The organism is Hungatella sp. L36 (genome assembly GCF_014288035.1).
Window position 1 is genome coordinate 1 of the sequence record NZ_JACOPC010000034.1, and the last position, 24,643, is coordinate 24,643.

Below are 24,643 nucleotides of genomic sequence, written 5' to 3' on the forward strand. Positions count from 1 at the left end.
TATCAGCAGCGATACCAGACGGACAAGCGCAAGCAGGACTGTTATATCTGCGGCAACTACAAGAAACGCACCCATGACTGTACGGCGCACTTTATCCGCACCGACCTCTTGACCGCTGGTGTACTCTCCAATCTGCGGAAAGTGACCAGCTATGCGGCAAAGCATGAAGCCCGGTTTATGAAACTCTTGATTGAGCAGAACGAGGACGGGGGCAAACGCAGGAACGCCGCCAAGAAAAAGGAACTGGAAGCCTCCGAGAAACGCATAGCCGAGTTATCCGCTATCTTCAAGCGGCTGTATGAGGACAGCGTGACCGGGCGCATATCAGACGAGCGTTTCACAGAGCTGTCGGCAGACTATGAAGCAGAGCAACGGGAGCTGAAAGAAAGAGCCGCTGCTATTCAAGCGGAGCTTTCCAAAGCACAGGAAGCCACCGTGAACGCAGAAAAGTTTATGAATGTTGTCCGGCGGCATACCAGCTTTGAAGAACTTACCCCTACTCTGCTGCGGGAGTTTGTAGAGAAAATCGTTGTGCATGAGTGCAGCTATGACGAGAACAAGACCCGCAGACAGGACATTGAGATTTATTATTCTTTTGTTGGCAAGGTGGACTTGCCCGAATAACCGCCCGACCTATCCGACACAATGCGCAAGTGCCGGATAGGAACGGCAAAATTTTTTACACTTCTATTACTTCTTTATCGCACATCAGTAAAGAGAGCCGGCTTCAAGAGCGGAAGCAGAATCTGGATAAAGCACTGAAACGGTCCGCAGCCGTCGATATAGGCCGATTCGTCCAAATCCCTCGGAAGCCCTCTTAAAAACTGTACCAGCATGAACACGAAGAACGGGTAGCAGCCAACCGCAGCCGGTGCGAAAAAGGTCATATAGGAGTCCAGCCATCCCAGCTTGTTAAACAGTGCATACCGCGGAATGATAATAACCGCATTGGGAAGCATGAGTGTTGCAATCAGAATCATGAACAGAAACTGATTTCCCGGAAAATCAAATCTGGCAAATCCATAGGCGACCAGGGAGCAGGAGGCCAGTGTGAGCAGCGTGGTGGGAATCACCAGCGCAAAGGTGTTGATAAAGTATTTGGCATACGTGTAGGTGCCTGTGGTCTTCCAGCCCTTGACGAAAGCTTCCATGCTCCAGCCCTGGGGAAGAATGCGCAAACTTCCGAAAATCTCATTGTTCGTCTTAAAACAGGCGAAGAACATCCAGATGACGGGAAACAGCATAACAATTCCGAAGATGCCCAGAAACAGATAGGTAAGAACCTTTTTTAACTCTTTATTTTTCATCCTGATTTCCTCCTAGTTATCATAGTAAACCCATTTTTTGGAAGTAGCGAACAAGATCAGGGTCATAATCATGATGATGACAAACAGGATCCACGACGTGGCGCAGGCGTATCCCATCTTGAAGTATTTAAATGCATCCGTGTACAGCTTCATCCCCAGCACATAGGTGGCCTTGTTGGGACCTCCGTTGGTCACGACAAATGCCGATGTAAAGTTCTGAAGCGCCGTAATCAGCTGCATGATAATGTTAAAGAACGCAATGGAGGTGATCATCGGCAGCGTAATTTTGAAAAAAATTCTTACCCTGGAAGCTCCATCGATTCTGGCCGCCTCATAAAGCGACTGCGGAACCTGTTTAAGCGCGGATAAGAACAGAACCATGGAAGAGCCGAACTGCCAGATCTCCAGCATACAGATGGTCGTCAGGGCCATCTCCGGCTTTCCCAGCCACTTGACCGGCGCGATATGAATCACGCCCAGCAGGCTGTTGATAAAGCCGTCATTCATGAACAGCACCTTCCAGAGGATAGCGACCGCCACAGAGCCGCTTAACAGCGACGGAATATAGTATACGGTCCTGATAAAGTTAATTCCCTTCAGTTCCCGGTTTAAGATCATGGCGATGATCAGCGCCAGCACCACCTTGCCGGGGACGGTGATAAACGTATATTTTAAGGTAACGGTTAAGGAATTCCAGAATTCCTTGTCCTTCGTAAACAGCCGCACGTAATTGTCCAGGCCTACAAACTCGGGTTTATGAAAAATATCGTAGCTCGTAAAAGAGTAAAACAGCGAACTCACAAACGGATACAGCTGAAATACCAGGAACCCGAAAATCCAGATACATACATAAAGAAATCCAATCCGGTTCCTTTTGGTCCAGCCGCCGTGGCTCGGCTTCGATTTCATACTCACATTAGCCATAATAAGCTCCTCCTGCCTTTTAAAACGGCCCGGAATCTTTTATATCCGGGCCGCACTGGTTTAGAACGTGTTTGAAAATTTATTCTGGTCTTAATTCAAACCGCTTAAGTAATCGCTGATCAGATCGATGGCGTTGTCCGCCGCTTCCTCCGGCGTACTCTGGCCATAGGCGACGCTCTCGATCATGTCTTCCTGAATCGCATAGACCTCAGCGCTTGTGGTGTATCCCTTATCGCTCCTGCCGTTTAATCCCGCGGCCAGATCGACAGCTTCCACTACGGTTGCATTTAACAGGCCCTTCTCCGCGCAGAGTGCCCGCGCCGTCTTAGTAGGAGGTACGGATCTCACATCCTTTAGCGTCTCCTGAGCCTGTGCGTCGTTGTAGAAGTAATCCATGAACTTCACAGCCTCTTCCACATGCTCGGAATTCTTGTTTACGGTCATATACTGAGGCGTATCTGCGAAATAGCCGTCGCTTACCCGGTCCTCGGCCATCGGCATCTGAACCACGTTGCATTTCGTTTCAGGGATCGCATCCATTAAAAGGCTGATACTGGAGGATGGTCCATAGGCAAATACAAACTTGCCGTCGATCCATTTCGGATTGGTGTGAATCTGTCCCTTAAAGGTCGCACTGTCCTCGGCCGCCTCAAAGACGCCGCCGTCGTAGCAGTCCTTGATGTACTGAAGCACTTCCACCAGCTGTTCTTTCGTAAAGCTGATCTTCTTTTCACTGTCAATAATAAAGGATTCTCCCGTTATCTGGCGCAGATACGGTCTTAAGACGTACTCACACAGAATCTTGGTATCCACATTCATGAAATAATAATCCGGGTTCTGAGCGTGAAGGGCCTTTCCCTCCTCGAGCATGGAATCCCAGGTAATCTGCTTTGTCAGATCTACACCGCAGGCTTCTGCCGCCGCGGTATTGGCAACGGTGGCCAGACAGGACATACCGGTGGGAAGCGCTAAGAGCTTTCCGTCAAATGTGCCGAACTGGCTGATAAAGGTCTCATCAAACCCGGACGGATCGAATAATTCCGGATAATCCTTGAAATCCACGAAGAAATCGCCTCTCGAGATGAAATCCGGGAGAGAGTCCACATTCTGCTGGAGGATATCAGGCGCCGTGCCGTTGGCCAGCATGGTGGATACCTTGTCGATATATCCCTGATCGGAGTTCATCTCCGCCTCGATCTTAACCTCCGGATGCAGCTTCTCATACTGGTCAATGACGGCCAGAGTCGCCTCATTTCTGGCGTCGCCGCCCCACCACATGAAACGCAGGGTGATCTGGTCTGCGGAAGCCTTTTCCGTCGTCTTCTCCGCTGCCTTCCCGGTCGTCGTTTCCCCCTCCGGTGCATTCGATGCGGCCGGTGCCGGTTCATTGGTACAGGCCGTCAATGCCGACGCTGCCATCAGTCCTGTCATAAACAGACAGGCAAGTTTCTTTCCTTTTCTCATATCTGTTACCTCCGTTTGTTGTCAACTGTACCGTTGACTGATTATCCATAGGTTTGTGAAATACCTCACCAAGTGCTCATAGTATACCGGATTTTTCTGGAAGAGAGAAGAAACTTCAAATATGGAATTGTATCATTTCTTACAAAGATGTGGAAAAAAGTATCATTTATTATGATATTTCTTCATTTTTATGGAAGTATGGTTTTATTGAAAAAATACGGATGCTTTTTCTCTTTCTTTTCTATATAATAACAATCAGAAACCATACAATCAGAGAAAGGGGGCACTTCCTATGTATCAGGTAATCATCGTCGATGATGAGGCCAAGATCCGCAATGGCATTGCCGGGCTGTTTCCGTGGAGCCAGCTGGGCTTTGAGATTGCCGGCTGTTTTTCCAACGGCAAAGCCGCTTACGAATACACGCTTGCCAACCATGTGGACCTGATTCTGTCCGACATCCGCATGCCCATCATGGATGGCCTGGAGCTTTCCGAAAAGCTTCTGGAAAAAAAGGACATTAAAATTATCTTCTTCAGTGGCTACCAGGACTTCGAGTATGTCCGCCGGGCCCTGCGCACCGGGGTCGTTGACTATCTGCTGAAGCCTGTAAAATACGATGATCTGGTGGACTGCCTGACCCGCATCCGGGACCGCTTAAACCGTGAGACCCACACCGCTCCGGCCCGGGAGGAGGAGAATCTAAGCTACTACGAAAAGATAATCAGCCTGGTTAAGAATTATCTGGATACCGACTATCAGAACGCCACTCTCGAACAGGCAGCGCGGCTTGTAAATTTAAGCCCCAACTACTTATCGAGAATTATGAAGGAACACTCTGACGTCAATTTTTCCGACTACCTCTTAAAGACCCGCATGGAAAATGCCGCGCGGATGCTGAAGGACATCGGCTACAAGCAGTATGAAATCGCCGACCGGGTAGGCTACGACAATCCCAAGAACTTTTCCAGGGCCTTTCACCAGTATTTCCACATGACGCCTTCGCAGTATCGGAAAAGCAATGGCGCAGATCATGATTACGGGGGGATATCATGAGAAGACGCAACTTTATCAAACGTTTTTTATACTATACGGGAATTATTACCATTCCCATTATCACGCTGTTCTTTATCTTCATGGCTGTCATCGTGTACCGCAAACAGCAGGACATCGAGACCGAGGCCGTCAAATCGGCCCAGGCCGTGAGAGACAACTACTCTCTCGTGCTGGACAGCGCCGCAACCCAATACGACCTTTTGGCCCGGAATCCCAGGATGTCCATCTCCCTGCGCAATTACATTTCCCATAAACAGATTGGCTATCTGGATGTGATACTCACCAACAGTATCCTTTCCAACTTCGCCTCCCTCACCAGCCACGCCTCCTACATCGCCTCCGTCTATTACTATCTCGACGGCTACGACTCTCTCCTTACCTCCTATACGGGAGGCATCACCCAGCTGTCCCAGTTCTCTGATTTGAACTGGCTTCCTTCCTATGTGGAATCGGAGCGGAACGAATGGGTGGAAAAGCGGAATATGCATTTATATTCCTACACCAATCCGATTCCGGTGCTGACCTACTATAAAAAACTCAGCATGTTCCGCGGTGTCGTCATGGTAAATATCTACGAAGACCAGTTAAAGCAGATGCTGGGGGGCGGCTCCAGCCTGGATCAGTTTTTTATCATTGACGCGGATGGCAGCTTCCTTCTTCAGGGCAGAGGGACCACGGAGCCGGACCAGGAAGCGAAGGACGCCCTCATTTCCGCGGTACGCGCCGCCTCGGGAACACCATTTCAGGACTGGATCTCCTTTGACCACACCAAATACTTCGTGCGGATCGTTCCTGCGGACTGCGGCACCTATATCGCCGCCTGTACCAGTCGGTCCAGCTATTATCAGGCGCTTTACACACTCCTTTTTCAGCTTTTCATCGTGCTGGCCGTCATCATCTGCACCGTGGTCTGGATCGCATACACCATCACGAAGAAGAACTTTCAGCAGATTGATTACTTCGTCACGGTATTTTCCGACGCGGAACGGGGAACCTATAAGAATGAAAAGCCGGCATTTATCAAGGATGAGTACGATCTCATTCTGAATAACATCGTACAGCTCTTCATCCGCCAGACATTTCTAAAGAACCAGCTGGCCCTGAAGGAACAGGAGCAGAAGCTGGCAGAGATGACGGCCCTGCAGTTGCAGATCAACCCGCATTTTCTCTTTAACACACTGCAGACTCTGGATTTCAAGGCTCTGGAATACACGCAGAAACCGACGGCCCTCAACAGAATCATCGAGGCACTGTCGGATATTCTCAAATACTCTCTCCAAAACACGGCCTCCATGGTCACACTGAAGGACGAGATCGAGTACCTGAAGAAATACGATCACATCCAGCGGTACCGCTACGAGGATAAATACATTCTGTATTACGATTATGACGAGGAACTGGAAACCACGCCGATCATCCGGCTTATCCTTCAGCCCCTCATTGAAAACAGCCTGTATCACGGCATCAAACCATTGGACGGTTCCGGCTTTATCAAGCTTAAGATCACGGAAAAAGCAGAGTGGCTGACTGTTACCGTCATCGATACCGGCGTGGGGATGAATCCGGCCGAAACCGCGGCGCTTTACGAGAAGATCAACCACCCGGGAAATGAAAGCATCGGGCTTGCCAATGTGAACAGCAGGCTGGTCATGCAGTACGGCGAGGAATCCAGGCTGAGGATACTGAGCAAAAAGAATATGGGGACCTGCATTTCCTTCCGGATTCCGCTTTCCCGGTCTTTATAAAATCTTTATACTCAGAATGCGAAACCTTCCTTGTGTTTTTTCTATTTTGCAATATAATAGTACTATTACTATTCAATATTTCTCAAAAGGGAGTTTCGCATGAAAAAAAAGACTAAGTTACTCTTAAACCTTGCTCTGACTCTGTTTTTCCTGATTATGATCATTGTCAAGGGCCCCAACTTAAATCCGCTGTATTCGGATGGCGCATTCGCCTGGTGTTTTATATTCAGCTCCTACGTCGTCTTAAATTTCCTGATTGGTCTGGGCGGAATCCGTGTTACTACGGATCAGTCCTCCCACATGTCCGTCAGCGTGGACAAGAACGTCAAGGGAATTAAAACAGGAATTACGCTGCTGATCATTTTCTGGCTGCTGTATTTTGCAGTCACGGTACTCTCCATGCCTCTGTTTAATTACAAGGCGTACCGCGACCAGCTAGGGCAGCCCGAGATCTCGGAGTTCACCGAGACGGTACAGCCGCTGGCCCTTAACCAGCTTCCGGTCGTGGACAAGGCACTGGCCAGGGAACTGGCCGATAAGAAGGTCGGCGAGAATCCGGGACTTGGCAGCCAGGTCGTACTGGGCACTCCCGTGATCCAGAAGGTCAATGGAAAACTTGTGTGGGTTGTTCCGCTGGAGCACTCCGGCTTCTTCAAATGGTTAAAGAATCTGGACGGTTCCGCCGGATACATCGTCGTATCCGCGACCGATGTAAGCGATGTGGATCTGGTAACGGATCACAAGATCAAGTATCAGGAGAATGCCTACCTGCTGGACGACTTAAACCGCCATGTACGCCTGTTTGAGGGCGGCCTCTTCCGAGGTATGACGGATTACTCCTTCGAGCTGGATGACGACGGCGTTCCCTACTGGGTAATCACTACCTATAAGAACCGCTGGCTGTTCAGTCTTCCGGAGGCAAGCGGCGTGGCGATTGTAAACGCCTCCACTGGTGAAACTAATTATTATGGTGTGGATGATCTGCCGGAATGGGTAGACCGCGTTCAGCCGGAAGAGTTTATCATGCAGCAGATTCAGAATCAGGGCGCCTATGTTCACGGTATCTTCAACTTCTCCAACCAGGATAAGTTCCGAACCAGCCAGGGCAACATCATCGTCTACAACGGCTCCGACTGCTACCTCTTCACAGGACTCACCAGCGTGGGCTCCGATGAATCCGCCATCGGATTTATCATGGTGGACATGGTAACGAAGGAACCGAAGATGTACCAGATGAGCGGCGCCACCGAGATGGCGGCCCAGCAATCCGCCCAGGGTAAGGTTCAGCAGTATGGCTATTCCGCATCCTTCCCGATGATCATCAATCTGGACGGAAAGGCCACGTACTTCATGACACTGAAGGACAGAGCCGGTCTGATCAAGCAGTACGCTTTCGTCTCCGTATCCAACTATACGAATGTCGGAACCGGGGAGACCATCGACAGCGCGCTCCGTAATTTCCGGCAGGTTATGGGAAGCAGCAATGACGGCATTATCACAGGGCAGAATGCAAAGGAAGCCGAAGGAAAGGTCTACCGGATCGCCAGTGAGGCATTAGGTGAGAGCATCACCTACAAGCTGATCCTGAAGGAGAAACCGGATCAGATCTTTACCATTTCCTACGATCTGAGCAATGAACTGGCCCTCACAGAGCCGGGTGACCGCGTAAAGATCAACTATATGGCGAGTGGTACCGGAATCTGTATTGCCACCGCGTTCGACAATCTGGAGTTTAAGCAGATACCCGACGAGGAAACAGCGCCTCCGGCTGAGAGCAGCGAGGCCGCAGAATCAGAAAGCAGTGCAGAATAAAGTTATATGGATGAGAAAAAGCATTGGAATGATTGCCTGGCAATCATTCCGATGCTTTTATATTTCATAGAAAAATTCCCTTTTATCTGTCCTGCGTCTCCCTGCCGCCCATCCACGTCATCCCAAGAATCAGCGCGGCTCCGACCATCTGTGGTACGCTCATGGTCTCCCTGAGTATCACTGCGGATAAGAGAATCGCAGTCACCGGATCGATATAGCTTAGGACCGCCACCGTCTGCGCCGGCAGCTTCTTCATAGCCGAAAAATACAGAAGGTATCCCACTCCGGTGTGGACAATCCCGACAAATGCCAGCAGGATCCAGGATATCGCCGGAACGGACGCCCAGACCGCAGAGAACGGTTCTGCAGCGGTCAGCACCGTATAGGGAAGCAGAATGACAGCCGCCACGCCCAGCTGTGCAGCGGTCGTCTCCAGGCCGGTCAGGCCCTTCATAAATTTGTTGAGTATCATGACACTGGCATAAAGGACCGCGGCCATCAGGCCGAAGAATATGCCGAGAAGGCCATTTTCGCCGTTTTCCAGAAATAGTACATTGGATACCAGGAGCATTCCGACGACCGCTCCCACCGCGCAGCACAGCTTCTTCTTTGTCAGCTTCTCCCCCAGCACAATAGGCGACACAAGGATCACGAACACCGGGGCAAAATAGTAGCTGAGCGTCGCACACGACACCGTCGTATATCGGTAGGCCTCAAACAGAAAAATCCAGTTAAAACCGATGGCCGCTCCCGAAAGCACCAGCACCAGCCAGTTGCCCTTAATCGCTCTCCAGTTGACCGGCTGTTTCATCAGACATCCGGCCGTGACCAGAAAGAGGCAGCCGATCACGCCCCGCACCAGGGCAATCACACTGGAGGGGAGCGCGATCCCCCGTACAAACAGGCCAATGCTTCCAAACATCAGCATGGCCACAATCACATTCACTTTTGCTTTCATACTTTAACCCATTCCTTTGTTAAACTACGATTAACTTTAGTTGTTTTTCCCGGGAATGTCAACCTCTTTTCTAACAAAGACAGGCGCCACTCCGAATTAACGGCCGTGGCGCCTGTTACTCTCTTATCACTTCAGTCTCCTGCATTGCATGAATATCGCAGTGAAAGTGCAATGCTGCACTGGCTCTGTATGCCGCTTAGATCAGCTTCAGCTTCTTCATGGCATACTCAATTCCATCATCCTCCACATTCTTTGTAAAGAACGTGGCATATGGCTCCAGCTCCACATCGTGGTGTCCCATGAGAATACAGTTCTTCGCATGTTCAAACATCGGAAGGTCGTTGGTGCTGTCACCGAACACGTAAGCGTCCTCAAGCGCCATTCCGTACTTCTCCAGAACCACATCGATGGCAGTCGCCTTGGAATAATCCGCCGGAACACATTCATAGAACCCGTCTCCGCGGTCTATGATGTTATATTCCAGCCCCAGCGCCCTTGAAAATCCGGCCAGATCGCTCTGCTCGTCTGCGAATACGCAGAACTTATCGAAATCATAGCAGTCATCTTCCCAGGTATAAGGCGCTCCATGGCCGTCTCTCTCGACATTTTCCCGAATCTGTTCCAGCTGGGTAAATCTAGTTTTGGCTTTTCTGAAATAGCAGTGCTCCGTGCCTTCCAGAATTCCCTCCATATTATACTTTAAAATGTCCTTCTTAATCTGCAGGCCGCGCTCATGAGGAATGGTAAAGGAAAACAGCACCTCGTCATCCACAATCACCCTTGTGCCGCATCCGCAGCAGTAGCCGTCCACTTCAACCAGGCCCTTGATCGGACCGATCAGGCTGTATGTACGGCCGGAATTGATAAATACCAGATGCCCATTGGCCCGCGCTTTCGCAACCGCACGCTTGGCACTCTCCGGTACATTCCGGTTCACTTCAGAAAGAAGTGTCCCATCTATATCAAAAAATAATGCTTTTCTGTTGCTCGTCATTCATCACCCCGAAAACGGATACTGCCCGTTTTTTCATCCATGCTTTCTACGATTGCAAGGGATTCGACACGGATTCCATCCGCACGCAGACGGTCTCCTCCAGGCTGAAAGCCTTTCTCAATCACGATTCCAGCACCGACTAACTCCGCTCCCGAATCCTTCACAACGGCTGCCAGGCCCTCTAAAGCCTTGCCGTTAGCCAGGAAATCGTCGATCAGCAGAACCTTGTCTCCAGCGCCTAAAAATTCTTTGGCAACCATGATATCATAGACTTTACCATGTGTAAAAGATTCCACCTTGGTGGTGTAGACATCCCCGGCGATATTCTTCGTCTTGGACTTCTTCGCAAATACTACCGGAACATCAAAATACTGGGCAACAATACACGCGATGCCGATTCCGGATGCCTCAATTGTAAGGATCTTATTGATGCTGACATCGGAAAAACGTCTCTTAAACTCCTTTCCGATCTCTTCGAACAGCTTAATATCCATCTGATGGTTTAAAAAGCTGTCTACCTTCAATACATCGCCGGATTTAATCTTTCCGTCTTTCCGTATCCTGTCCTTTAAAAGCTGCATAAAGGTTCCCCCTACTCGTAAAATTTTTTTATTTGATTACTGCATTATCAACTAAAAATTTCATGGTCTTGGTAGAAATCAGATAGTCGTCCACATTATAAGCTCCGGCTGACTCAATCATCTGATCTTTACTCTCGTATCCCATCTCTGTCGCAAGATTATCACGATCTTCGTCAGATACAGTAATACCTTCCTGATCCGCGATCGCGTGGAATACCAGTCTCTGCTCAACCGCAGACTTTGCAATATTCTTTACGTAGTTCTCTTTAAAGGTCTCCTCATCCACACCATAGAACGCGGATGTAAATGTATTTAAATCGATTCCGTACATCGCGGCCTGATTGGTATAGTTGATCAGATAGTTATTGAAGTTTGCATCAACGGCTTCCTGCGTCGTCTCGATCTGGCAGTTTTCAACGACTGCTTTCAGGATATCATTCTCAACAGCCGCCTGTGCCTGGCCTTCCTTCTGCTCCAGAAGGCTCTGCTTTTTGCTTTCCTTATACTCGTCAACCGTCTTGAATTCAGATACTTCCTGAACGAACGCCTCGTCTAATTCCGGCATGTTCTTTTCCTGTACGTTGTTGACGGTTACCTTGAATACAACCGCCTGGCCGGCTAAATCCGCGTTGCCGTAGGATTCCGGGAAGGTTAAGTCGAGTGTCACCTCGTCGCCCTTTTTGGCGCCGATCAGTCCGCTCTCAAAGCCGTCAATAAACTGGTTGGAACCGATCACAAGTTCCTGACCCTGTGCGGTACCGCCGTCAAATGCCACGCCATCCTTTGTTCCTACATAGTCAATATTTACCTTATCTGTATCCTGAACGGCACGGTCCACATCATCATAGGTGGTATGGCTCTCGCGCTCTGATAAGATCGCAGCGTCCACTTCTTCGTCAGATACTTCCACCGGTGTCTTGGTCACTTCGATGCCCTTATAATCACCGAGTGTCACGGTACCGTTATCGATTCCGGATAAATCCATCATCTGCAGCTGTTCAGATGCGCCTGCCTCTGAACCGGCCTCCGTAGTAGTCTCGGCAGTGGTTTCCGCAGGTGTCGTCTCTTCTGCCGCCTTCTTGGAGCAGCCTGTCACAACTGCCGCCATAATAAGACCACAGGCAGCAACTTTCAAAAATTTTCTCATAATACGTTCCTTTTCCTTTAACCAAAATAATAAAAATATAAAATGCTTCCTGACAGTTATACCATATCGGAGCATGTAAAAAAAGCTTTTTACCGAAATTAACAAAAATTTCAGAATACGCAGCAGCCGTTTCCGGCCCCGCAGCCCCTTAGGAAGCCCTGTAAAAAGCCAGAAATGCTTTGTATGTATTATATACATCCAGCTTGGATGCCAGCTCAAACGGAGAATGCATGGAAAGAATCGGCACTCCCAGATCGACTACGTCCACGTTCATATGCGCAACATACTGAGCGATTGTTCCGCCGCCGCCCACATCGACAGCGCCGAGCTCACCGATCTGCCAGTACACGCCCTCCTGATCCATCATGGCGATGACCTTTGCCATCACTTCGGCGCTGGCATCATTGGAAGAGGACTTTCCGCGGCTTCCTGTATATTTAGTCAATACGCAGCCCTTATTTAAATAGCAGGAATTCCGCTCCTCATAGACATTCGGAAATGTGGGATCGTAAGCCGCATTCACATCGGAGGATAAGCAAATGGAATTCCTCAGTGCGCGTTTCACATCTGCGCCCTGTGTCTCCGCCAGTTCTTCTACATAATGGAGTACATAATCGGAGTTTAGTCCGGTATTTCCCACAGAACCGATCTCTTCCTTATCGGTAAGAATGGTTACAGTGGTGTAGACCGGATTCTCTGTCTCAATCTCCGCCATCAGCGCTGTGTATGCACACACTCGGTCATCCTGTCCGTAAGCACCGATCATACTGCGGTCCAGACCTACGTCGCTGGCCTTATGAGCCGGAACCAGTTCTATCTCGGCACGGAAAAAATCAGCCTCAGTAATTCCATAACGTTCGTTTAACAGCTGAAGCGCCAGTAGCTTAACCGGCTCCTTGATCTTTGCTTCGTCCACATATGGAATCGAGCCAATAATTACATTCAGCTCTTCCCCCTTCAGTCCATCCTTTAAGGGGCGCATATTCTGCTCAGCCGCCAGATGCGGAAGCAGATCCGTCACACAGAAGACCGGATCGCCTTCCTGTTCCCCGATATTCACCTCTACAATCTCGCCGCTCTTCTTCACGATGACGCCGTGCATGGATAACGGGGTGGCCCCCCACTGATATTTGCGGATTCCACCATAATAATGAGTCTTAAAATACGCCAGATCACTTTTCTCATAGACAGGATTCGGTTTCAGATCAAGGCGTGGGGAGTCGATATGCGCTCCGTTTAAGCGAAGTCCTTCTTCTACAGATTTACTTCCGAACGTTGTCGCTATCACTGACTTCTTCCGGTTTACCAGATATACCTTGTCGCCTGCAGAATACTTCTTACCGGCTTCAAACGGCGTATAGCCTGCGGCTTCCAGGATCTTTACAGCTTCCTTTACGCACTCCCGCTCTGTCTTACCCTTATCCAGAAATGCCTTGTATCCTGCCGAGAAGGCTTCCGCAGCTTCACGCTGTTCCGGCGCCTCCTTCGCAATATTCGGGAATTCCCATATTAATTCTTCTGCTAAAATTTCTCCCTTTGTCTTTTCCATTGTGTAAATAACCTCCATATTCGTCTGTTTATTTTATTGTTTCAATTTGCGCCCGGTAATCTCTCAGAGGGCAGCTGCATCCTATTTCAGAAAAGTTCGCCGCTGTCAAGCACCAGGGTGAACGGTCCGTCATTTTCCAGATCTATCTTCATATGTGCGCCAAAGCTTCCATGCTCCACCGTCTGTACGTGTTCACGGCACCGGGCAATCACATATTCGTACAGTTCTTCCGCCAGTTTCGGTCCCCCGGCCTTTACAAAGCTGGGCCGATTGCCCTTTTTACAGTCCGCGTATAGCGTAAACTGGCTTACCACCAGAAGCGCTCCGCCGACATCAGCCAGCGAAAGATTCGTCTTTCCATTCTCATCCTCGAAGATACGCAGTTTGCATATCTTATCCACCATCCGGTCCGCTGTCTGCTCCGTGTCCGTGTCTGAGACACCCAGAAGAAGCAGAAAACCCTTGCCGATGGCTCCAATCACTTCCCCGTCCACGGACACTGCCGCGCGGGAAACTCTCTGAAGTACAACCTTCATGCCAATAACTCCTGTCTATTAGTAACAGTTCAGACTGTTACGTCTACTTTAATACAAGCCGGAGATATTCAAACAGCGTCTCCGTCGCCCGCTCCCGATAGACGATCTCTCTCGCCAGAACCGGGTAATCCGTGATGATGTTGTCAACTCCCAGCATCTTCATACGCTCCATCTCGCTCTTGTTGTTCACCGTCCACGCATGGATCGCTTTTCCTTTTTCATGGGCGGCTTCCACCAGCTTACCACTGACAAAGCTGGACCGTATGCTGATAAAATCCACATCATCATCGGAGTAATAATCGCCGTATGCGGCAGAAATAATATATCCGGTTCGTATATCCGGATCCAATTCCTTCACCCTGGACAGATAGGAGAGGCGCGTGGACGTTACCACACACTGTTCCTTCATCTGAAAATCCGAGATCAGCTCCACCACTTTATCCGGCAGGGGACTGTCCTTTCCCAGGTTCTTAATTTCAATATTCATCTTGACCCGGCCCTTGCAGAACTCCATAATATCTGCGAGCGTCGGAATCCGCTCTCCTTCAAACTCCTTGGAAAACCATTTCCCCACATCCAGATCCTGGAGATCTTCCAGGGTGTAGGAGCCGATGGTCCGGTTCACTCCCGCCACCCGTTTCAGCGTGGAATCATGCCCCAGAACCACCACGCCGTCAGCCGTCTCCTGCACATCGATCTCCACAAAATCGGCCAGATTCTCCACTGCCAGTTCCATCGCAGCCATGGTGTTCTCCGGTGCTGATTTGGAGCTTCCGCGGTGCGCCGTAATCTGGATCTCCGTCAGGATATCATCGGTGATGGCCGAACCATTTCTCACGAGGTTGAAGAGGAAAAAGAGGCTGAGCGCCGCCGCCACAGCCACGCCCGCTCCCAGTATCCGCCCGCGGAATGATTTTCTGGAGGGATAGGAGAAATCCCACCGGGGTTCCCGGCTCAGACGGTTGCTGTACTGATAATACTGGACGCTGAGCGCCGCAAAATTCCCCAGAGCCAGGGCCATGCTGGCCAGGAAGATAAGCACCAGCTCGATCCGGTCCCCGACCGCCGGCAGAATCGCCAGCGCCAGGCGGTTATCCGTAAACAGGCTCATACCGACCGCCGCCACCAGGATACAGAAAATATAGATCACATGGAGCAAAACGATCAGTCCCGCATAATATCCGCCCAGCAAAAACACGGTATTTGCCAGATGGCCCTTTAACAGCCTCCGGCTTCGCCTGTAGCCGTCCCGGAAGCTCTTCTGTTCGATCATACAGGTGTAAAAGGTATACAGCCCCGGTACAACAGCCAGGATGACCAGCACCACCGCCGCGCAGACCGCCAGGCGGCCGGCATTCTGCTTCATCAGCTCCGACATGACAAAATTCAGCGGCTTGACATGGGTCAGCACCCGGTAGATTAGATAGAGGTTGGAAATTCCATAATCGGCCAGAATCAGAAGCCCCAGCCGCCAGTTTTTCTTCTTAATCTCATCAGACAGCTTCGATAGTCCGCCTAAAAAGATCTCTCCCACACTGAGCTTCCGGAAATACGCCGCCCCCTGAAACAGGGTCAGAAGACATCCGGTCTCAAGCGCGAGAAAGAGGATACCGATGATACCGATCACAAGAATCATGACGATCGTCCCCGGCTTCAGCAGAAAATAACCGATATTGCCCGCAGTTAAATAGCTGTATCCTGCCATCTTTAAAGACCACTTTAACCCCTTATTAAGCAGAAAGAGATAAAGCGGCCCGGTGAGCAGGCGGTACAGGACTTCAAAAAGCAATGCATTCTTCTGATTAAATTTAAGAATCTGGCATGTTTCCTTCGTCAATGTCCTCATATACAACCTTCTTCTACAGGGTTATTATTTTCATTCCATAGCCTGTCGTTTCAATCCATATCCCGTTGTTTCAGTCCTCGCCTGATTTGCTAAAAAGCAGCCCGAACGGATGGAATCCGCTCTGGCTGCCCACATTCTACGGTAATTCTTCCTCTGCTACTTCCTCGTCATCGGGCATCTCCTGATCCTGCGTCCGCTGTGCCTCCGCAAGTTCCAAAATAGCCTGATTCAAGGAAAACATCTTTACATCCAGCATATTCACCACATCCGCACAGGCCTTCAATTCCTGCTGTAAATACGCCGGGGCATTTCCTTCAAATTTGTAATAGATCTTATGTTCCAGACTTGCCCAAAAGTCCATGGCAATCGTTCTGATCTGAATCTCCACCTTCGTATCGACAGGTCCGTCAGTCAGATAAATCGGAATCGTCACAACCATATGATAGCTTTTATAGCCATTTGGCTTTGGATTCTTAATGTAATCTTTTACGTACAGCACCGTAACATCGCTCTGTTTCGTTATCATCTCAGCAATCTGATAGATATCTGATGTAAAGGAACAGATAATCCTTATTCCCGCGATATCGCTTAACTTTTCCACCATGTTGTCGATCGTCACTTCAAATCCGTAGCGCTTCAGCTTCTTAACGATACTGTCCGGCGTCTTAAGACGGGACTTGATGTGCTCAATCGGATTGTAATTGTAGATGTGCACGAACTCATTATTGAGTATCTCAATCTTTGTATTGATTTCCTTTAATGCCGAGTCATACAAAAACATCACAGATTTCCACTGGTCAACCTGGTTAAATGAATTGGGAATATTCATCTTCATTCCTCCCTTCCTCACCACGTGTCCGCATTCTAGTCAGTCCAGGCAGAGCCGCGACAAAACGCCTCTGCCCGTTAGAATTAGTATACCATAGAAACCCGGCATTTTATATTCTTTTTCCTGACTTTCTAAAATTTTAATCCTTTTAACAGCGCGCCCAGGCCCGTAGTCACTTCTCCGTCACCCTTGAAATCGAATCCTTCTAAATCGATTTCCTCTTCCGGCTCGAGGGCCTTCATGCTTAAGCTGATCTTATTGTCTTTAATGGAGATAATTTTTACTTTTACCGTCTGGCCTTCCTTTAAGACAGCGCCCGGATGTTTGATTCTCTGGTTGCTGATCTGTGAAATATGCAGAAGTCCGGATAAGCCGTTCTCCAGGTTTACAAAGGCGCCATACTCTTTTAGTGTATCCACGGTTCCTTCCATGACGGCTCCCACTTCACACTTGGCGATCTTCTTATTCTTTTCTTCCTGAAGCTTCGCACGCGCAGGCTCCTTACCGGAAAGCACCAGTTTCTTTGCTTCCGGATCAGCGGTAATAACGGTGGCTTCTATTGTCTTTCCATTATATTCCTCTAAGTCCTCAACATATTCCGCCGCCAGCTTGGAAGCCGGAATAAATGCTCTGACGCCCTCCAGATACGCAACGGCTCCGCCCTTTACGATCTCTGCAATCTTAACGTTTACGATGGTGCGGTCGGCCAGCATCGCTGCAAACTTATCCCATAACATGTTCTCGTTGGCTTCCTTCATGGAAAGCTCGATATTGCCTTCCCCGTCGTCGGTGCTGATGACCGTGGCTGTAATCTCATCGCCAGAATGAATCTCCGCCTGAAGCTGGAAATCCGGATCACCGTTGATATTCTCCTTATTGATCACGCCGCCTGCGTAGTATTTTAAGTCAACCAAAACCTGGTCTTCCGTCACGCCTGCTACAGTTCCCGTCAGGATATCGCCTTCTTTTACGCGCTTAAAGGAAGCTTCCAGCTCTTTAGCATAGTCTTCCATGGTTTCTACGCGGGCTTCCGGTTGCGGTTGTGCTGCCTCTGCCTCTGCTGGCGCTGCTTCTGCTGGTGCTGATCCTGCTGGCGCTGCTTCTGCTGGCGCTACTTCTGTTGGCGCTGCTTCTGATGACTCCGCTTCTGTTACTGGTTCAGCCGGTGCGTTTACCACCTCTTTCTCTACGAGCACGTCCTGCTCCAGAGTTACATTTTTTTCTTCACTCATGTTTATCTCCTCCATTTATGTTATTATTTTATGTAAAATTTAATAATTTTCCTTTACAGTATACCATAAACAAAGGGTTCGTGGAAGCCCCGCTATTCCTTCAATTTTCTTAAATATTACTAAATTATTCTGTCCGATGCTTCAGCAAACACATTTTATCCTACTTAAAATTAAAAGAAAAACCCGGGAAGTCAATTCTTCCCGGGGTAGACACGTTTTCTCAAAAACCATCTCTGTGGATCACGAATCTGAATCTGATAGCACAGCCATAACGGAATACACGCCGCGATCCATGCCAGCGGGCTCGCCATGCAGATCGCCATATATCCCCATTGGCCGGTAAGCGTAAAGGCGATAATGGTTCTTACAACCATCTCCGCCACACCGCACAGCATGGGAAGAATTCCATTTCCCAGGCCCTGAAGGACGTTGCGGTACAGAAACAAAAATGCCAGAAATACAAAATACCATGATATGGTGTGCAAATAAGTAGTCGCATATCCTAACACCTCTTCCGATGGATTGGATATGAACCACCGAACAATGCTTTCACCGCACACAGCCGATATGAATACCGCGACCGCCACAGCCCCCAGTACAATCATGTAAGACTGGCGCACGCCTTCCTTTACCCGGTCGAACCGGCCAGCGCCCATATTCTGTCCGCAATACGTCGCCATGGCTGCCCCCAGTGTAATCATAATCTGCGTAGATAAATTCTCGACTTTGGACGCGGCCGTATAGGAAGCCACCACAGTGGACCCAAAGTCATTGATGGCGCTCTGAAGGATCATAACGCCAACCGCAGTAATCGAAAATTGCAGCGCCATCGGAAGTCCCACACTGAACATCTGAACCACCGTATACCACCGGCACCGGAAATCCGACTTTTCCAGCCGCAGCATCGGAAACTTTTTAAACATATAGACAAGACACAGCACCGCGGAAACTCCCTGAGCGATTACCGTAGCCAGTCCGGCACCGGCCACTCCCATATGGAATGTGATGACAAATAAAAGATCCAGCACCACATTTAAAAGAGATGACACAATCAGAAAATAGAGCGGCGTACGGCTGTCCCCGACACCTCTGAGAATGCAGGAAAGCACATTATAATAGAGCGTTGCCCCCAGACCACCATAAATCATCATCAGATATGAGGAGGCGCCTTCCATAATATTGTCAGGCGTTCTCATAAGCCTTAAAAGCGGTTCCGTTGTTACCATGGTTACCGCAGTTAAAACCACCATAACCGCTGCGCTGAGCATCAGCGCCACAGCGACGTAATTCCGCAGCCGTTTCTTGTCACCCGCTCCAAAGGCCTGAGATATCATAACCCCAAATCCGCTGGCGATTCCATTACAGAAACCGATTACGAGGAACACCATGGAACCGGTGGAACCCACGGCCGCCAGTGCCTCCTCTCCAATAAATTGTCCCACAATAATGGAATCCACCATATTGTAAAACTGCTGAAAAATATTTCCGATCAGCAGCGGAATGGAAAACGCCAGAATCAGCTTCAGCGGCTTTCCCTGTGTCATATCCTTTGTCATCTTTACATGCTCCCTGTTTTGACGCAAATCACGAGTCAATTTTATCAAGTATATAATCTATCACAACTCTTCCACGATTACCAGTGGTTTCTTCAGAAACGGGGGAATGAACAAAAATAGAGAGAAACCGCCCGGCAGAGTGTACATTCTGCCGGGCGGTCTTCGTCTGTTGCTTGTTTCTTTGTTGTTTGTTAAATGATCCCTGAATTACTTGTTTTCTTCTTTCTTCTTGTTGTTCAGCATTGTAAACGCTGCTAACAGGAATCCGGAAAGTATTGCTGCTAATCCTGCCTGAGCTCCTGCGCGATCGCCAGTCTTTGGAAGACCCGCTAACGGCACATTGCCATCATCAATCAGGATTAAGTTGTCTGTCGGGTTACCGTCAACCGGTGCATTTGCTAATGGTACTGCATCCGGATCGATTGTTACGGTAGGACCATCATCAGTTCCAGGACCATTCGGGACGTATGGTTTGTTGTTGTCCGGGGTGCTGCCACCACCGTTTCCACCATTATTATTAGAATTTCTACTAAATGTACCGGTTATTTCAATATCCTGAGCCGGCATCCTGAATGTGCCTGTTTTATCCCAACCGCTAAAGGTGTAACCAGATTTTGTCGGATCAACTTTTACGGTTACTGGAGAATTGTATTCATAGGTCTCTACGCTTCCGTAAAGTTCTCCATCAACCTTATAGGTTACCGTATAACTGTTAATACTGTAACGCCCTTCAATCACTACATTTTCAGCCGGCATATTAAATCCGCTTTCACGATTCCAGCCACTAAATGTATATCCTTCTTTTCGGGGCTCTGATCTCAAGGATACTGGCGCTCCAAATTCATAGCTTTCTGTATCCCCAACTACCTCTCCGTCAATTTTGTATACAACCGTATAGTTATTGACATTAAAACTGCCTTCAATTACTACGTTTCTAGCTGGCATCGTAAATCCATCCGTCTGATTCCAACCACTAAATGTGTGGCCATCCTTTTCAGGCTCTTTTCTCAGGGTTACAGGAGTTCCATATTTGTACATCTCTTTTTCTCCGTAATCCTTACCATCTACTAAATAGGTCACGATATACTCATTAACATCAAAGTTTCCTTCAATTACTACGTTTTCAGCCGGCATAATGAAATCCTCTGTTCTGTTCCAGCCACCAAACTTATGACCTTCTTTTATTGGCTCAGATCTCAATTTAACTGCTGTACCGTATTCGTAAGTCTCAACCTCTCCAGTGATTTCACCATCAACTTTATAGGTGACCGTATAACTGTTGACATGGAAGCTTCCTTCAATTACTACATTCTCTGCTGGCATTGTAAATCCCGTTTCCTGATTCCAGTGGCTGAACGTATAGCCTTCTTTTAAAGGCTCCTCTCTCAGTGTTACTTCTCTGCCATACTCATAAGTCTCTACCGCCCCGCTTACTTCTCCGTCAACTTTATACGTCACCGTATAGCTGTTAACACTAAAGGTTCCTTTAATTACCACATTCTCTGCTGGCATTGCAAAGTCTTCTTCACGATCCCAACCGCTGAATGTATAGCCTTTCTCTTTTGGTACTTCTCTCATAGTAACCGGGCTTCCGTACTCGTAGGTTTCGATCTCTCCGTACTGACTTCCATCTACCTTATACGTTACTGTGTAGCTGTTAATGCTAAAGCTTCCTTCAATTACTACGTCCTTAGCCGGCATCTTAAATTCAGCGTTTTGATTCCAGTGGCTAAATGTATAACCTTCTTTTGTCGGTTCGGATTTCAGCTGGACTAACTCACCATACTCATGGCTTTCTGTCTCACCATACGGTTCTCCATCTACCTTATATGTCACTGTATAGCTGTTAATCTTGTAAGAGCCTTCAATTACAACATCTTCCGCAGGCATCTTAAATTCGGTTGTCTGACTCCAGCCACTAAATGTATAACCCTCCATTTTCGGCTCTTCTCTCAGAGTTACCGTACTGCCGTACTCATAGGTTTCGTTCTCTCCATACTGAGTTCCATCGACCTTATATGTTACTGTGTAGCTGTTAATACTGAAGTTTCCTTCAATTACTACATCCTTAGCCGGCATAGTGAACTCTGCATTCTGATTCCAGTGGCTGAACGTATAACCTTCTTTTATCGGTTCAGATTTCAGCTGAACTAATTCGCCATACGCATGGGTTTCTGGTTCTCCATACTGTTCTCCATCCACCTTATATGTTACTGTATAGCTGTTAATCTTATAAGAGCCTTCAATTACGACATTTCTAGCAGGCATTATAAATCCAGTTGCGGGATTCCAACCACTAAATGTGTATCCTTCTTTTTCTGGATTGTCTCTCAGGATTACTGGTGTTCCGTATTTATATGTTTCTTTTTCTCCATAATCCTTGCCGTCTACTAAATATGTTACGGTATACTCGTTAACATCAAAGTTTCCTTCGATTATCACATTTTCAGCCGGCATAGTGAAATCTTCTGTTCTGTTCCAGCCGCCAAACTTGTGACCTTCTTTTGTTGGTTCGGATCTTAAATTAACAACTGTACCGTAATTGTAAGTCTCTACCTCACCAAATATCTCACCATCGACCTTATAGGTAACTGTATAACTGTTGATAAGGAAGTTTCCTTCAATTACCATATTCTTTGCAGGCATTGTAAATCCAGTGTCCTGGCTCCAGTGGCTGAACGTATAACCTTCTTTTACAGGCTCGCCTCTCAGTGTTACCTCGGCACCATATTCATAGGTCTCTACTTCACCACTCACTTCTCCATCAACTTTATACGTTACTGTATAGCTGTTGATCTTATAGGTACCTTCGATAACTACATCATCTGCAGGCATCATAAAGTTATCTTCATGATCCCAACCACTAAATGTATAACCTTCCTTCTTTGGCTCTTCTCTCAGTACTACTGCACTTCCATACTCATAGGTTTCTGTACTGCCATACTGGCTTCCATCCACCTTATATGTTACTGTGTAGCTGTTAATCTTAAAGTTTCCTTCGATTACAACATCATTCGCCGGCATATTAAATTCACTGCTGCGATTCCAGTGGCTAAATGTATAACCCTCTTTTGTTGGTTCGGATCTTAGCTGAACTAATCCATTAAACTCATATGTCTCCTGTTCTCCAAACTGCTCTCCATCCACTTTATACGTCACAGTGTAGCTGTTGATCTGATAGGAGCCTTCTATCACTACATCTTCAGCCGGCATATTAAATCCAGCCTCATAACTCCAGCCATTAAATGTATAACCTTCTTTAGACGGCTTCTCTCTCAGCGTTACTGCTTCACCGTACTTATAGGTCTCTGGTTCACCAATTTGCGCTCCGTCTACCTTATACGTTACGGTGTAACTGTTTACTATAAAGCTGCCTTTTATTTTAACATCCCTGGCCGGCATTGCAAATTCATTACTATGATCCCAACCACTGAAAGTATATCCTTCCTTCGTTGGATTCTTCTGTAATGTTACTAAATCGCCATATTTATAAATCTCTACCATTCCATATGGCGTTCCATCTACCTCATAAGTTACCTTGTAACTGTTAATGTTAAATGATCCCTTAACTACTACATCCTCTGCTGGCATTGTAAATCTGTCATCATGATCCCAACCGCTAAATGTATAGCCCTCCTTCTGAGGTGCTTCTTTCAGCTTAACTTGTGATCCATAAGAGTACGTTTCTATTGAATCATAAAACTTATCATCAACAAAGTATGTTACAGTATATTCATTCACCTTAAAGCTTCCTTCAATCACTACATTTTCAGCTGGCATATTAAATCCAGTTTCAGAACTCCAACCGCCAAATGTATAGCCCTCTTTTTGAGGTTCCTGCCTCAGCTCTACAGGTGCATTGTACTCATAGGTCTCGATGTCACCATAAAGTTCACCATCGACCTTATATGTTACCGTATAACTATTAATACTGTAATGGCCTTCAATTTCCACATTTTCAGCCGGCATATTAAATCCGCTTTCACGATCCCAGCCGCTAAATGTATAGCCCTCTTTCTGAGGTTCTGTTCTCAAGGACACTGGCGCTCCAAACTCATAGCTTTCTGTATCCCCAACTACCTCTCCGTCAACTTTATATACAACCGTATAGCTATTGATGCTAAAGCTTCCTTCAATTACTACGTTTTTAGCTGGCATTACAAATCCATCAGTTTGATTCCAGCCACTAAATGTATGGCCTTCTTTTTCAGGATCTTTTCTCAGGGTTACAGAAGTTCCGTATTTGTATGTTTCTTTTTCTCCATAATCCTTGCCGTCTACTAAATACGTTACGGTATACTCGTTAACATCGAAGTTTCCTTCAATTACAACATTTTCAGCCGGCATAGTGAAATCTTCTGTTCTGTTCCAGCCGCCAAACTCATGACCCTCTTTTGATGGTTCGGATCTCAATTTAACCTCTGTACCATACTCGTAAGACTCAACTTCTCCAGTTATTTCACCATCAACTATATAGGTAACAGTATAACTGTTGATCTTGAAGCTTCCTTCAATCACTACATTTTCTGCAGGCATGGTAAATCCTGTCGTCCGACTCCAGTGGCTGAACGTATAGCCTTCTTTTACCGGCTCTTCTCTCAATGATACATCTGCACCATACTCATAGGACTCTGTTTCACCGCTTATCTCTCCGTCGACTTTATACGTCACCGTATAGCTGTTGATTTTAAAGCTTCCTTCGATTACGATATCCCCTGCAGGCATTGTGAAATTCCCTTTGCGATTCCAGCCATTAAATGTGTAACCTTCCCGCTCTGGTTCTTCTCTCAGCGTTACTGCACTTCCATATTCATAGGTTTCTGTACTGCCATACTGAACTCCATCTATCTTATACGTTACGGTATAGCTGTTAATTCCAAAGTTTCCTTCGATCACAACATCTTTTGCAGGCATCCGGAAATCTTCACCGTAATTCCAATGGCTAAATGTATACCCTTCCTTTGTCGGCTCGGATTTCAACCGGACTAACTCATTATACTTATATACTTCCGGTTCTCCATACTGCTGTCCATCTACCTTATACGTTACTGTATAGCTGTTGATCTCATAAGAACCTTCAATCACGACGTCTTCAGCCGGCATCTTAAA

17 protein-coding genes and 2 pseudogenes are annotated in these 24,643 nt (G+C 47.7%); 5 read left to right on the plus strand and 14 right to left on the minus strand.

What is annotated here, in order from left to right; all coding sequences use genetic code 11:
* Positions 1-624 (plus strand): DUF4368 domain-containing protein (locus tag H8S80_RS33225; protein ID WP_187049094.1); only part of this gene is annotated, 624 nt, incomplete at its 5' end.
* Between the two features lie 21 nt (positions 625-645).
* Positions 646-732 (plus strand): annotated as a pseudogene (locus H8S80_RS35215) (Maff2 family mobile element protein); the annotation flags it as partial.
* On the opposite strand, the pseudogene H8S80_RS34955 reads toward H8S80_RS35215, so the two are convergent.
* The 3 genes and pseudogenes from H8S80_RS34955 to H8S80_RS33240 form a co-directional block, all read right to left on the minus strand.
* Positions 711-1,307, minus strand: a pseudogene (locus H8S80_RS34955) (carbohydrate ABC transporter permease); the annotation flags it as partial. The pseudogenes H8S80_RS35215 and H8S80_RS34955 sit on opposite strands and share 22 nt — an antisense overlap.
* A gap of 12 nt (positions 1,308-1,319) precedes the next feature.
* A complete protein-coding gene (locus H8S80_RS33235) occupies positions 1,320-2,231 on the minus strand; it encodes a carbohydrate ABC transporter permease (RefSeq protein ID WP_002605200.1) in 912 nt (303 codons plus the stop codon).
* A gap of 90 nt (positions 2,232-2,321) precedes the next feature.
* Positions 2,322-3,695 carry an ABC transporter substrate-binding protein gene (locus H8S80_RS33240; protein ID WP_117633701.1) on the minus strand — a complete coding sequence of 458 codons (1,374 nt, stop codon included), beginning with the start codon at positions 3,693-3,695 and terminating at the stop codon, positions 2,322-2,324.
* A 292-nt stretch (positions 3,696-3,987) separates the two neighbouring features.
* Here H8S80_RS33240 and H8S80_RS33245 point away from each other — a divergent pair, with 292 nt between their 5' ends.
* The 3 genes from H8S80_RS33245 to H8S80_RS33255 all read left to right on the plus strand — a co-directional run bounded on the left by H8S80_RS33245 (position 3,988) and on the right by H8S80_RS33255 (position 8,306).
* Positions 3,988-4,749, plus strand: coding sequence for a response regulator transcription factor (locus H8S80_RS33245; RefSeq protein ID WP_117633700.1), 762 nt, complete (start codon positions 3,988-3,990; stop codon positions 4,747-4,749).
* A complete protein-coding gene (locus tag H8S80_RS33250; protein ID WP_025531228.1) occupies positions 4,746-6,494 on the plus strand; it encodes a sensor histidine kinase in 1,749 nt (582 codons plus the stop codon). Before H8S80_RS33245 ends, H8S80_RS33250 begins: the two co-directional genes overlap by 4 nt.
* 99 nt (positions 6,495-6,593) lie before the next feature.
* Positions 6,594-8,306 (plus strand): hypothetical protein, encoded by a 1,713-nt coding sequence (locus H8S80_RS33255; RefSeq protein WP_002605204.1) that lies wholly within the window; start codon positions 6,594-6,596, stop codon positions 8,304-8,306.
* Positions 8,307-8,388: 82 nt separating this feature from the next.
* Here the strand turns inward: H8S80_RS33255 and H8S80_RS33260 are convergent, their stop codons facing one another.
* From H8S80_RS33260 to H8S80_RS33310, 11 genes are all read right to left on the minus strand, one after another.
* A complete protein-coding gene (locus H8S80_RS33260; RefSeq protein WP_117633699.1) occupies positions 8,389-9,264 on the minus strand; it encodes a DMT family transporter in 876 nt (291 codons plus the stop codon).
* 196 nt (positions 9,265-9,460) lie between these two features.
* Positions 9,461-10,258 (minus strand): HAD hydrolase family protein, encoded by a 798-nt coding sequence (locus tag H8S80_RS33265; protein WP_002605206.1) that lies wholly within the window; start codon positions 10,256-10,258, stop codon positions 9,461-9,463.
* Positions 10,255-10,839 (minus strand): xanthine phosphoribosyltransferase, encoded by a 585-nt coding sequence (locus H8S80_RS33270; protein WP_002605207.1) that lies wholly within the window; start codon positions 10,837-10,839, stop codon positions 10,255-10,257. The genes H8S80_RS33265 and H8S80_RS33270 overlap by 4 nt, the downstream gene beginning before the upstream one ends.
* Positions 10,840-10,867: 28 nt before the next feature.
* Positions 10,868-11,986, minus strand: a complete 1,119-nt coding sequence (tig, locus tag H8S80_RS33275) for a trigger factor (protein WP_117633703.1) — start codon at positions 11,984-11,986, stop codon at positions 10,868-10,870.
* A gap of 148 nt (positions 11,987-12,134) precedes the next feature.
* A complete protein-coding gene (locus H8S80_RS33280; RefSeq protein ID WP_002605209.1) occupies positions 12,135-13,535 on the minus strand; it encodes an aminopeptidase in 1,401 nt (466 codons plus the stop codon).
* 86 nt (positions 13,536-13,621) lie between these two features.
* Positions 13,622-14,071, minus strand: a complete 450-nt coding sequence (gene dtd / locus H8S80_RS33285) for a D-aminoacyl-tRNA deacylase (RefSeq protein ID WP_002605210.1) — start codon at positions 14,069-14,071, stop codon at positions 13,622-13,624.
* Between the two features lie 43 nt (positions 14,072-14,114).
* Positions 14,115-15,917 (minus strand): glycerophosphodiester phosphodiesterase, encoded by a 1,803-nt coding sequence (locus tag H8S80_RS33290; protein WP_117633698.1) that lies wholly within the window; start codon positions 15,915-15,917, stop codon positions 14,115-14,117.
* A 136-nt stretch (positions 15,918-16,053) separates the two neighbouring features.
* On the minus strand, positions 16,054-16,746 hold the full coding sequence (locus H8S80_RS33295; protein ID WP_002605212.1) for a GTP pyrophosphokinase: 693 nt from the start codon (positions 16,744-16,746) through the stop codon (positions 16,054-16,056).
* 131 nt (positions 16,747-16,877) lie between these two features.
* Positions 16,878-17,978 carry a S1 RNA-binding domain-containing protein gene (locus H8S80_RS33300; RefSeq protein ID WP_181988077.1) on the minus strand — a complete coding sequence of 367 codons (1,101 nt, stop codon included), beginning with the start codon at positions 17,976-17,978 and terminating at the stop codon, positions 16,878-16,880.
* Positions 17,979-18,169: 191 nt separating this feature from the next.
* Positions 18,170-19,534, minus strand: a complete 1,365-nt coding sequence (locus H8S80_RS33305) for an MATE family efflux transporter (RefSeq protein WP_117633697.1) — start codon at positions 19,532-19,534, stop codon at positions 18,170-18,172.
* A gap of 207 nt (positions 19,535-19,741) precedes the next feature.
* The gene (locus H8S80_RS33310) at positions 19,742-24,619 is read right to left on the minus strand and encodes a doubled motif LPXTG anchor domain-containing protein (protein ID WP_207729924.1); all 4,878 of its coding nucleotides are present in this window, start codon (positions 24,617-24,619) and stop codon (positions 19,742-19,744) included.
* Between the last annotated feature and the right edge of the window lie 24 nt (positions 24,620-24,643).

Bases quoted from the DNA above. Each gene is read 5' to 3' on its own strand.
- H8S80_RS33295 (WP_002605212.1), bottom strand. From the start codon at position 16,746: ATGAATATTCCCAATTCATTTAACCAGGTTGACCAGTGGAAATCTGTG.
- H8S80_RS33265 (WP_002605206.1), bottom strand. From the start codon at position 10,258: ATGACGAGCAACAGAAAAGCATTATTTTTTGATATAGATGGGACACTT.
- H8S80_RS33290 (WP_117633698.1), bottom strand. From the start codon at position 15,917: ATGAGGACATTGACGAAGGAAACATGCCAGATTCTTAAATTTAATCAG.
- H8S80_RS33240 (WP_117633701.1), bottom strand. From the start codon at position 3,695: ATGAGAAAAGGAAAGAAACTTGCCTGTCTGTTTATGACAGGACTGATG.
- H8S80_RS33300 (WP_181988077.1), bottom strand. From the start codon at position 17,978: ATGAGTGAAGAAAAAAATGTAACTCTGGAGCAGGACGTGCTCGTAGAG.
- H8S80_RS33305 (WP_117633697.1), bottom strand. From the start codon at position 19,534: ATGACAAAGGATATGACACAGGGAAAGCCGCTGAAGCTGATTCTGGCG.
- H8S80_RS33260 (WP_117633699.1), bottom strand. From the start codon at position 9,264: ATGAAAGCAAAAGTGAATGTGATTGTGGCCATGCTGATGTTTGGAAGC.
- H8S80_RS33270 (WP_002605207.1), bottom strand. From the start codon at position 10,839: ATGCAGCTTTTAAAGGACAGGATACGGAAAGACGGAAAGATTAAATCC.
- tig (WP_117633703.1), bottom strand. From the start codon at position 11,986: ATGAGAAAATTTTTGAAAGTTGCTGCCTGTGGTCTTATTATGGCGGCA.
- H8S80_RS33235 (WP_002605200.1), bottom strand. From the start codon at position 2,231: ATGGCTAATGTGAGTATGAAATCGAAGCCGAGCCACGGCGGCTGGACC.
- H8S80_RS33250 (WP_025531228.1), top strand. From the start codon at position 4,746: ATGAGAAGACGCAACTTTATCAAACGTTTTTTATACTATACGGGAATT.
- H8S80_RS33245 (WP_117633700.1), top strand. From the start codon at position 3,988: ATGTATCAGGTAATCATCGTCGATGATGAGGCCAAGATCCGCAATGGC.
- H8S80_RS33280 (WP_002605209.1), bottom strand. From the start codon at position 13,535: ATGGAAAAGACAAAGGGAGAAATTTTAGCAGAAGAATTAATATGGGAA.
- dtd (WP_002605210.1), bottom strand. From the start codon at position 14,071: ATGAAGGTTGTACTTCAGAGAGTTTCCCGCGCGGCAGTGTCCGTGGAC.
- H8S80_RS33255 (WP_002605204.1), top strand. From the start codon at position 6,594: ATGAAAAAAAAGACTAAGTTACTCTTAAACCTTGCTCTGACTCTGTTT.